At 50.0% G+C, this 10,463-nt stretch carries 7 protein-coding genes, 2 tRNA genes and 1 pseudogene; 5 read left to right on the forward strand and 5 right to left on the reverse strand.

Going from position 1 to position 10,463, the window contains the following annotated elements; genetic code table 11:
* Positions 1 to 2: 2 nt before the first annotated feature.
* The 5 genes from NSCA4_RS0112080 to ccoG form a co-directional block, all read right to left on the reverse strand.
* Positions 3 to 75: transfer RNA gene (locus NSCA4_RS0112080), tRNA-Gly, on the reverse strand.
* An 85-nt stretch (positions 76 to 160) separates the two neighbouring features.
* On the reverse strand, positions 161 to 721 hold the full coding sequence (gene pgsA / locus NSCA4_RS0112085) for a CDP-diacylglycerol--glycerol-3-phosphate 3-phosphatidyltransferase (RefSeq protein WP_016688352.1): 561 nt from the start codon (positions 719 to 721) through the stop codon (positions 161 to 163).
* A 105-nt stretch (positions 722 to 826) separates the two neighbouring features.
* Entirely contained in the window at positions 827 to 1,372 is a 546-nt protein-coding gene (locus tag NSCA4_RS0112090) for a hypothetical protein (RefSeq protein ID WP_016688353.1), read from the reverse strand.
* A 346-nt stretch (positions 1,373 to 1,718) separates the two neighbouring features.
* Positions 1,719 to 2,288, reverse strand: coding sequence for a FixH family protein (locus NSCA4_RS0112095; RefSeq protein ID WP_016688354.1), 570 nt, complete (start codon positions 2,286 to 2,288; stop codon positions 1,719 to 1,721).
* Between the two features lie 3 nt (positions 2,289 to 2,291).
* Entirely contained in the window at positions 2,292 to 3,812 is a 1,521-nt protein-coding gene (ccoG, locus tag NSCA4_RS0112100; RefSeq protein WP_016688355.1) for a cytochrome c oxidase accessory protein CcoG, read from the reverse strand.
* A gap of 662 nt (positions 3,813 to 4,474) precedes the next feature.
* On the opposite strand from ccoG, the gene tkt reads away from it, so the two are divergent.
* The 5 genes and pseudogenes from tkt to NSCA4_RS14270 form a co-directional block, all read left to right on the forward strand.
* Positions 4,475 to 6,454 carry a transketolase gene (gene tkt, locus NSCA4_RS0112105; RefSeq protein WP_016688356.1) on the forward strand — a complete coding sequence of 660 codons (1,980 nt, stop codon included), beginning with the start codon at positions 4,475 to 4,477 and terminating at the stop codon, positions 6,452 to 6,454.
* Positions 6,455 to 6,744: 290 nt separating this feature from the next.
* Positions 6,745 to 8,757 carry an LTA synthase family protein gene (locus tag NSCA4_RS0112110; protein ID WP_016688357.1) on the forward strand — a complete coding sequence of 671 codons (2,013 nt, stop codon included), beginning with the start codon at positions 6,745 to 6,747 and terminating at the stop codon, positions 8,755 to 8,757.
* A gap of 162 nt (positions 8,758 to 8,919) precedes the next feature.
* A complete protein-coding gene (yaaA, locus tag NSCA4_RS0112115) occupies positions 8,920 to 9,699 on the forward strand; it encodes a peroxide stress protein YaaA (RefSeq protein WP_016688358.1) in 780 nt (259 codons plus the stop codon).
* 80 nt (positions 9,700 to 9,779) lie between these two features.
* Positions 9,780 to 9,870 (forward strand) — tRNA-Ser (locus tag NSCA4_RS0112120).
* Between the two features lie 350 nt (positions 9,871 to 10,220).
* Positions 10,221 to 10,463, forward strand: a pseudogene (locus NSCA4_RS14270) (IS630 family transposase); the annotation flags it as partial.

The raw sequence follows: 10,463 nt of genomic DNA on the forward strand, positions 1-10,463 counted from the left end.
GGAGCGGGAAACGAGTCTCGAACTCGCGACCTCAACCTTGGCAAGGTTGCGCTCTACCAACTGAGCTATTCCCGCCGAATGTCTGTTTTTGCTGCTGTTTCCGAAGAAGACGCAATTATTATGGATTTGAAACTTGTCGTCAAGGGGTTTGTTTTATTTTTTATTTGATTTCCTGCCACGCCATTTTCAGATAATAGAACATTGACCAGAGGGTTAATACAGATGCGATAAACATCAATATGTTACCTGTCTGATAAAAAATATTGTCAAACTGATTGGAGGCTAAAAGCAATAAAAATATGGCAACCATTTGCGCGGCGGTTTTAAATTTGCCGATGGTGGCAACGGCAACGCTGCTGCGCCTGCCCATTTGCGCCATCCATTCCCTCAAAGCGGAAATGGTGATTTCCCTGCCGATGATGATAATGGCGAAAATAACATAAGTACGACCAAGGCTGACCAACAGCAATAATGCGGTCGCTACCATCAATTTGTCTGCGACGGGATCGAGAAATGCGCCGAAATCGGAGGTTTGCTTCCAAAGCCTTGCTAAAAATCCGTCAAACCAATCAGTTACGGCTGCGAGTGCAAAGATGATAGCGGCTGTCCAATTGACGGTTTCCGGTGCAATCCACCCTTTAGGTAGGAAAAACAGCAACGTAAAGACCGGAATCAGCAAAACGCGCATCCAAGTCAGAAAAATCGGTATGTTCCAAGGCATGATTTACCTTTGATGTGTTTATGATAGTTAATTTGCCTATTATAACGGACTTGCTTGTCTGTCTGAAAGCTTGTATTTAAACCATCTTTCAGCCAATAAAATCTCTCAAGTCTGTTTGTTTTTTCGATAAAACCTGCATTGAGGCAGCCATTCTTTTTGACACGGGTCGTCAATAAATGACTTTAAAACGCTTTGAAAGGTCTGATTTTGGGCGTTGTATATGTTGTCTTTTAGATAACACGACGCGTAATAATGTGCCAACAAATCAGCCTGCTGCTCCATATTCAGCATACTGAAATGACAAATATCGGACAGCTTGGGATAGAGATAGGCACGACGGCGACGGTAGCCTCCGCTGACGAACAAAAATAATCCGCCCAACCAAGTTTTGAAGCCTTGCTGATACTGCCAAACATGGGTCAATTCATGAATCATCCATATTTGATAGGACGCGGAAGCGAGGGCGAAGTCGTCAGGGCAGTTATTACGCGGGAAATAGATGTTTCCATTGGGCGAAACGGCAACCTGCATGGTCGGCAGACAAGGAATGCCGCGATAGATTTTGACGCGGGCGTAATCGATACTGTCGGCAAAAATCAGCTTTGCCATTTTGATTTCGTTGTCCGTCAGCCTACGCCAGCGTTTGCTCATATCTTGTCCTTGTTACTTTCATGACGGCCGAGGTCGTCTGAAAAAGATTGTTCTGCCTGAGCAGTCATTCAGCTACGTTTACAAGCGATACTGCCATATCCCCTACCCGCTTTATAGTGGATTAACAAAAATCAGGACAAAGCGACGAAGCCGCAGACAGTACAGATAGTACGGAACCGATTCACTTGGTGCTTCAGCACCTTAGAGAATCGTTCTCTTTGAGCTAAGGCCAGGCAACGCCGTACTGGTTTAAAGTTAATCCACTATATTTGCACCAACATCATCACAAACCTTACAGCATGAAGGTCGTCTGAAATTTTTCAGACGACCTTTTGAGCCTGTCAAACTATTGTCCTGAATCTTTCGGCTTCTGATTGGCGTTCTCAAACAATTTGTTCATAGGGGTCAGATTGATTGCATTGCCTTGACTGACTATCCATTTATCCTCCACCCGCCAAACACCCGAGGTATCTTCCACACGCAGATACCAGTGGTTGGTCGGCGTCAGGGGTTTGAAAGTCGCTTCATACTCCATACGGCCGTTTTGGGCTTCCGTACTGACGGCGCGCAGTTTGACGGTTTGGTCTTCCGATTTTTTAGTCGGGTGCATCAAGAGAAGGTTCAACGGCTGCTTGGGATCGAATTCTCCGCTGACAAACACTTTGGCCGCATCCTTATCCGGACTGATCAGCACTTGCACCTGTATATGCCGCTTCACTGCCTCTTCATCGCGGTGAAGCTGGATGTCGATGTGTTTACCGTCTTTGTAATAGTCGTCCGTTACCAAGTCGGTTGTATGCTCTTTGGCGACAAAGAACATGGAGACACTGGCAATCACGACAAAAATAGGACCCGCCATCAATACCCACGGCCAAATGTGTTTGTACCAAGGTTTGACTTGTTTTTGTTCGGACACGTTTTATTCTCCGATAAAGGTTGCTTCTTCTTCCAAGATGATGGGTTTGCCATCTGCTTTGCCGGTTTCGCGATAAGTGAAGGTAAACTCAATCGGATGGCTGCCCTTGTTTGCATATTCGGGAATAGTGGAAACTTGGACGGGGATGGTCAACGTTTCGCGCGGTGCGATTTTCACGCCACCTTCCGGCAGTCCGGTCAGGGCAATTTCCTCAAAGCCTTTAACTGTCGCAGTCATCACTTGTTCGTTTTCGCTATTGTTGATAATGCGCAGGTTGTAAGCGTTTTCCAGCCAACCTTTGCTGTTTTCGCGCACCATCACGCCGCGGTCTTTCAGAATATCGACTTCGACCATTTTACGGGTCGAAAGTCCGACCAAGAAAGCGATAATGACCACCAGCAAAACGGCACCGTATCCCGCCACACGCGGACGTTTCAAGCGTTTTTTGATGTCGCTTTCAGGATATTCGTGTTCCAACGCGCCTTCGGTCGTATAGCGTATCAAACCGCGCGGATAGCCCATTTTGTCCATAATTTCATCACAAGCATCGATACACGCCGCACAGCCGATACATTGGTATTGCAAGCCGTTGCGGATGTCGATACCGACCGGGCAGACCTGTACGCACATGGCACAGTTAATACAATCACCCAACCCGCTTTCTTCTTTATTGACAGTTTTCTTGCGTGCGCCGCGCGGTTCGCCGCGCTCGGCATCGTAAGAAATAATCAGCGTGTCTTTATCGAACATCGCGCTTTGGAAGCGTGCATACGGACACATATGCAGGCACACTTTCTCACGCATGATGTGAGCAAAGAAGAAAGTAACAAAGCCGTAGAACGCTGCGGCAAACATCGCGCCGCCACCCGCCATCCCGGTAAACAAGTCGGGAACAAACTGGCGAATCGGAACAAACCAACCGGCAAATGTAATACCCGTCCACGCGCAAAAGAGGAAAATCAGCAGGGCTTTGGTTGCCTTGATACGGATTTTAGTGAAATTCCACGGCGATTTTTCCAGCTTCAGGCGTTTGTTGCGGTCGCCTTCGACCAAGTTGTCGATCCACAGCATGATTTCGGTGTAAACCGTCTGCGGGCAGGAATAGCCGCACCACAAGCGTCCGGCAATCGTCGTCCACCAAAACAGCCCGAAAGCGCAAATCATCAGCAGCAAAGCAAGGTAAATCAAGTCACCCATGCCCAGCGACAGTCCGAAAATGAAGAAATGCCGGTCAGGGATGTTGAAAATGACCGCCTGACGGCCGCTCCAGTTAAACCACGGAATCACATAAAACACAAACTGGGTCGCCAATACGGCGGCAATACGCAATTTGGCGAACCGCCCTTCCGCTTTTTTCGGATGGATGCGCTCGCCTTCCGGATGGATTTGAATCACGCTGGCTTTGGGATTAATCGGCTTGGGAGGCGCCATTTTCGCAGGTTTTGCCGGTTTTTCAGACGACTCTTTGGGCGCAGCCGGCGTTTCTTCTGTGGCAGCGTTTTCAGCTTGATTTTCTGTTGACATTTTCGGTGTTCCTTCAGGTGTTTTTCAGAGGCCTTTTATTCTGATTGCTGGCTTGATTGATTTTTCAGACGACCTTTTGTTTACGTCGGAATCATATCATTTGCACTTTATCAAAGCAAAAAGCCATCCTTGGCTTTTATATGCCGTCCGTCTTGATTTTTCTGTCGTTTCACTCCGAAATCGGCGATATTCAAGCAGTTGCATATAACCGATGACACTATATTTATAGCCAATTGCTATATATCCGATAAAAATTTATAAACTACTGTTTCAAAACGAAATAACAGTTAATCTCATCTACTTTGTCTGTTTCAGACGACCCCTTATGCGGACAACTTTTAAAACAGGACAAAGCGAAGCCAACGCCGTACTGATTCAAAGTGTTTCCAACAATATATAGTGGATTAACAAAAATCAGGACAAGGCGACGAAGCCGCAGACAGTACAGATAGTACGGAACCGATTCACTTGGTGCTTCAGCACCTTAGAGAATCGTTCTCTTTGAGCTAAGGCGAGGCAACGCCGTACTGGTTTAAAGTTCATCCACTATACAGAAAGGTCGTCTGAAAGCCGCCCATATCCTTGAAAGCCTGCCCGAATCGGGCGATAATCAACGGGATTTTCTTTACCGTTTCAAACCAATACAGCAAGGAAGGTACAAAATGTCTCAACTGGCAAACGCAATCCGTTTCCTCTCGGCCGATGCCGTTCAAAAAGCAAATTCCGGCCACCCCGGCGCGCCTATGGGCATGGCGGAAATGGCGGAAGTATTGTGGACGAAATTCCTGCACCACAACCCCGCCAACCCCAAATTCTACAACCGTGACCGCTTCATCCTCTCCAACGGCCACGCGTCCATGCTGTTGTACAGCCTGCTGCACCTGACCGGCTACAACCTGAGCATTGAAGACCTGAAAAACTTCCGCCAACTACACAGCAAAACCCCCGGCCACCCCGAATACGGCTACACCGACGGCGTGGAAACCACGACCGGCCCGTTGGGACAAGGCATTGCCAACGCGGTGGGCATGGCATTAGCCGAAAAAATCCTTGCCGCCGAGTTCAATAAAGACGGTTTGAACATTGTCGATCACTACACCTACGTCTTCATGGGCGACGGCTGCCTGATGGAAGGCGTATCGCACGAAGCCTGTTCGCTCGCCGGCACTTTGGGCTTGGGCAAACTGATTGTTTTGTATGATGACAACAATATTTCCATCGACGGTAAAGTGGACGGCTGGTTTACCGAAAACATCCCGCAACGCTTTGAAAGCTACGGCTGGCACGTCGTTCCCAACGTAAACGGCCACGATACCGCCGCCATTCAAGCCGCTATCGAAGCCGCACGCGCCGAAACCGGCAAACCGTCCATCATCTGCTGCAAAACCTTAATCGGCAAAGGCAGTGCCAACAAAGAAGGCAGCCACAAAACCCACGGCGCACCTTTGGGCGCGGATGAAATCGAAGCCACGCGCAAACATTTGGGCTGGACTTACCCTGCCTTTGAAATCCCGCAAGAAATTTACGACGCATGGAGCGCGAAAGAACAAGGCGCAAAACTGGAAGCCGAATGGAACGAACTGTTCGCGCAATACCAAGCCAAATATCCTGCCGAAGCCGCAGAATTCGTGCGCCGTATGGATAAAAAACTGCCGGACAATTTCGATGAATACGTTCAAGCCGCATTGAAAGAGGTGTGCGCCAAGGCCGAAACCATCGCCACCCGTAAAGCCAGCCAAAACAGTATCGAAATCCTCGCCAAAGCGCTGCCTGAACTGGTAGGCGGTTCTGCCGACCTGACCCCGTCCAACCTGACCGACTGGTCAAACAGCATCTCCGTTACCCGCGAAAAAGGCGGCAACTACATCCACTACGGCGTGCGCGAGTTCGGCATGGGCGCCATCATGAACGGCCTTGCCCTGCATGGCGGCGTGAAACCCTTCGGCGCGACCTTCCTGATGTTCAGCGAATACGAACGCAACGCCCTGCGTATGGCGGCACTGATGAAAATCAACCCCGTCTTCGTCTTCACCCACGATTCCATCGGTCTCGGCGAAGACGGCCCGACCCACCAACCCGTCGAGCAAACCGCCACCCTGCGCCTGATTCCGAATATGGACGTATGGCGTCCGTGCGACACTGCCGAATCCTTGGTCGCATGGGCGGAAGCGGTAAAAGCCGAAGACCACCCGTCCTGCCTGATTTTCAGCCGTCAAAACCTGAAATTCCAAGCGCGCAACGAACAACAACTGAACGACATCAAACGCGGCGGCTACGTCATCAGCGAAGCCCAAGGCAACGCCCAAGCCGTCATCATTGCCACCGGTTCCGAAGTCGAGCTGGCTTTGGAAGCGCAAAAAGCCCTCGCCGCGCAAAACATCGCCGTCCGCGTCGTTTCCATGCCGTCCACCAACGTATTCGACCGCCAAGACGCCGCCTATCAAGCCGCCGTCCTGCCCGAAGGCCTGCCACGTATCGCCGTAGAAGCCGGACACGCCGACGGCTGGTACAAATACGTCGGATTGAACGGCGCAGTCGTCGGTCTCAACCGCTTCGGCGAATCCGCCCCTGCCGAACTGCTGTTCAAAGAATTCGGCTTTACCGTGGACAATGTTGTCGATGCTGTAAAATCAGTGTTGTAAACATAAACCATCACATCAAAGGTCGTCTGAAAACGGAAGATAAGGTTTTCAGACGACCTTTTTCCTTTAAAGCCGCCCAAACCAGTTTAACGGAAATCCAAATACCCATACAGCAACGCAACCCTTCCTAAGAAGACGAAGTAGCGTAAACATGCCGAATAAAGCATCGTCTGCCCCCTTTACTCCCAATAATCCTTTGCCATATCTTGAAAGCCATACCGCTAAATCGTAAAATCACACCTTACCCAATTTGATATAAATTTACATCCAACCCGTCTTACCCACTAATCATGATTACCCGCCTTGCTACCTATCGGAAAACCCTCCTTATCTGCCTGATTTTATGGGCATCCATCGTCGCCGTTTTCTCCGTCGAACGTTTCTTCATGCTGCACCATTTCGTTTCAGATGACATCCGCAGCCGTTACGCGGGCGATTTGGCGGCTTTGTTTGTCAAAGGGCTGCTGTTCGACATCAAAATCGCCTCTGTTGCCGCCGCCTTCCCCTTCCTGATCGGGCTGTTCGGACTGACTACGCAGAAAACCGCCGCCTTTACCCTACGCCTCCTGCCTACCGTCGCAACAGTCCTTTTCCTGACAGCCTTTGCCGCTGCGCTGGGCAACTGGTTCTATTACAGCGTTTACGACCGTCAATTTGACGTCTTCGTTTTCGGACTGGCGGAAGAAGACACCCGCGCTGTCCTGAAAACCGTCTGGTCGGACTATCCCGTCATCCCCTGTCTTGCCGCCTTGATTGCCGCAGCTTTCGTTTTCGGCAAAATCTTCAGCCTCATCCGCCGCCGCACCCGCTTTCAGACGACCTCATGGGGGAAAACCGCTTGGATTGCCGCCGTCCTCTTACCCGTCCTCGCGCTTGCCGCAGGCATACGCGGCTCGTTCGGCAAATTCCCCCTGCGTCAGACTGCCATGCAGATTTCCGCCGCACCGCAAATCAACAAACTCGTTCCCAACGCCCTGACCTCCCTAAGCTGGGCAGTCAACGAATACCGCAACAGCAACGACTTCCATCCCGTCTCCGACGAAGACGGCAGCCGGCTCATCAGTACCCTGCTCGATAAAAAAACCGACGCCGACTTGACGCAGCTCTTTGCCCAAACCGCTGCAAACGCCGCCATCGAAAAACACCGTCCCAACGTCGTTCTCACCGTCATGGAAAGCATGAGCGCGCATCTCTTGAACATGGACAATCCCGAACGGGACCTTTTGGGCGAACTGGGCAAACACTGGCAGCAAGACTGGGTATACCGTAAATTCGTTTCCGAGGGAGACGGTACCAGCGACTCCCTGCACCGCTTCTTCGTCCGCAGCCCGCGCCTCAACCTCAGCCAATCCCTTGCTAAAAACAAAATCTTCCCCGGCAATATGTTCAAACCCTATCTCGATGCCGGCTACCGCGTCGTCTATATCACGGCGGGTAACGGCGGCTGGCGCGATTTCGACACCTTCCTGCGGCACTTGGGCGTCAACGAAATCATCGATGAAAACACCCTCAAAACCCACTATCCCGAAGCCAAATCCGAAACATGGGGCGTACCCGACGAATTCATGTTCCGTTATGCCGAAGAAGAACTCGCGCGCGCCGAAAAAAGCGGCATGCCCGTATTCATCATGATGATGTCCGTGACCAACCATCCGCCCTACCACCTGCCCGCACCGCACCAGCTCAAAAACTTCCGTTTGGAAGAACAAGAGCAAAAACGCCTTGCCAATCTCGCCTCAGGCAAAGAGTTGAATGAAATTTTCAACACATTCCGATACAGCAACGACCAACTTGGCCGCTTTATCGGCAAAGTGAAAACCATCGCGCCCGACACCATTATCGCCGCCACCGGCGACCACAATATGCGCGCCATCGGCTATCCCGAATCCGCCGATGCCGCACTCGGCCACAGCGTCCCCTTCTACCTTTACGTCCCGCAAGCCTACCGCGGCAGCGCCGAATACCATCCCGAACGCGCAGGTTCGCACAAAGACATCCTGCCGACCCTCTACAACTTAAGCCTGTCCAAATCGCGCTACTACCAAACCGGCTGCAACCTCACCTCCCCTCAACCCGATTCCGCATGGTGTGGCTACGGCTACAACCCCGAAGTCATCATTACCGAACGCGGTTTTTATCACCAACACAGCAAAGCATTCCACAAATGGGACAACCAAAACATCCAAACCGCTGAAAGCCGCCCAAGCACGCCGGATAACGAAGACCAAGCCATTATCCGCCGCGCCTCGGCATATACGCCGTTTCTTGAATGGCAGATCAACCGGATTGTCAGCACCCAATAAATCTGTTTATAAACATCAAAGGTCGTCTGAAAAGTTTCAGACGACCTTTTTATACCCATATAAACAGCCTTTGCTATAACGGCATTTACTTCACTTATCAAACTTGCCCATAAAACATTTTAAACCTACAATGCCGCTGTTTATCACGTCTCTGAGCCAATTATGTTTTTCGTTCTCTCTCCCGCCAAAAACCTCAATGAAAAAGCCCCCGCACCCGTCAAAGAATTCACCCAACCCGACCTCTTGGCGGAAGCCGAAATCCTGATGCGCCAACTGCGTGAACTCGCTCCGCAGCAAATCGCCGAGCTGATGCACGTTTCCGACAAAATCGCTCTCTTAAACGCCGAGCGCAACGCCGAATGGCATACGCCGTTTACCCCCGATAACGCCAAACAGGCAGTCTTTATGTTCAACGGCGACGTCTACGAAGGCATCGCCGCAGACACCTTCAAACCCGAACAAATCCAATATCTGCAACAACACGTCCGCCTGCTTTCCGGTCTCTACGGCGTCCTGCGCCCATTGGATTTGATGCAACCCTACCGCCTGGAAATGGGAACGGCGTTTGCCAACACGCGCGGCAAGAACCTGTATGAATTTTGGGGCGACACCATTACTGACCTGCTAAACGACACCCTTGCCCAAGCGGGCAGCGACACCTTGGTTAACCTCGCTTCGCAAGAATATTTCAAATCCGTCAACACCCAAAAACTCAAAGCCCGCTTGATTACTCCCGTTTTCAAAGACGAAAAAAACGGCAAATACAAAATCATCAGCTTCTACGCCAAACGCGCGCGCGGACTGATGGTGCGCTATGCGGCGGAACACAATATCGCCGACCCGAAAATGCTGAAAAACTTCGATTACGAAGGTTACGCATTTAACGCAGCAGCGTCCAATGAATCCGAATGGGTGTTCATGCGCAAAGAACAAACCAAGTAAAAACAAAAAACTAAATACTCACACAAAAATTTCGCTTGGCAAACCCGACAAATTTTATTATTATTCCCGCTTCAAGAGACGGAAGCGTGGCAGAGCGGTTTAATGCAACGGTCTTGAAAACCGTCGAGGGTTGATAGCCCTCCGTGAGTTCGAATCTCACCGCTTCCGCCATTTCTTGAAACAGCAAAACCAAATAAAAATGAATTGAAGCCTTGTGCAAAAGCATTTTTATTTGGTTTTACTTTATTCTAGGGAAACGCGACAGAGAGGCTGAATGCAACCGACTCGTAGTCCGCTGAGGGTTCAAATCCTGCTCGAAGCTTCCCTAATCCCACCATATTGCCAAATTTAAATAACAAGCTACCGTAAAATGGTAGCTTTTTTGTTATCCGACGTATTGGTTTTTATCGTATATTCACATAGAAAATATTCACCTGCCGTCATTTCTGATTAAAAACAACACACTATATATAGTAAATTAAAAACAAAATAGTACAATACTCACCTTTGAAGGTCTGACCATGGCATACTCTGCGGACTTAAGAAACAAAGCTTTAAACTATTACGAACAATGCAAAAACATCAGCCAAACCGCAGCAACGTTTAACTTGTCAAGAAACACGCTTTACCTGTGGATTCGCCTTAAAAAACAAACAGGCAGCCTAAAACATCAAGTTACCGGTCTAAATGCCGTCAAATTGGATAGGCAAAAACCGGCTCAATATGTTGGGCAGCACCAGGATGCCTATCTGCATGAAATCGCC

The sequence above is a fragment of the Neisseria sicca 4320 genome, from assembly GCF_000193735.1.
Taxonomy (GTDB): domain Bacteria; phylum Pseudomonadota; class Gammaproteobacteria; order Burkholderiales; family Neisseriaceae; genus Neisseria; species Neisseria sicca_E.

Coding starts and splice junctions, on each gene's coding strand:
- pgsA (WP_016688352.1), bottom strand. CDS start 721: ATGCCTTGGAACATACCGATTTTTCTGACTTGGATGCGCGTTTTGCTG.
- NSCA4_RS0112090 (WP_016688353.1), bottom strand. CDS start 1,372: ATGAGCAAACGCTGGCGTAGGCTGACGGACAACGAAATCAAAATGGCA.
- ccoG (WP_016688355.1), bottom strand. CDS start 3,812: ATGTCAACAGAAAATCAAGCTGAAAACGCTGCCACAGAAGAAACGCCG.
- tkt (WP_016688356.1), top strand. CDS start 4,475: ATGTCTCAACTGGCAAACGCAATCCGTTTCCTCTCGGCCGATGCCGTT.
- NSCA4_RS0112110 (WP_016688357.1), top strand. CDS start 6,745: ATGATTACCCGCCTTGCTACCTATCGGAAAACCCTCCTTATCTGCCTG.
- yaaA (WP_016688358.1), top strand. CDS start 8,920: ATGTTTTTCGTTCTCTCTCCCGCCAAAAACCTCAATGAAAAAGCCCCC.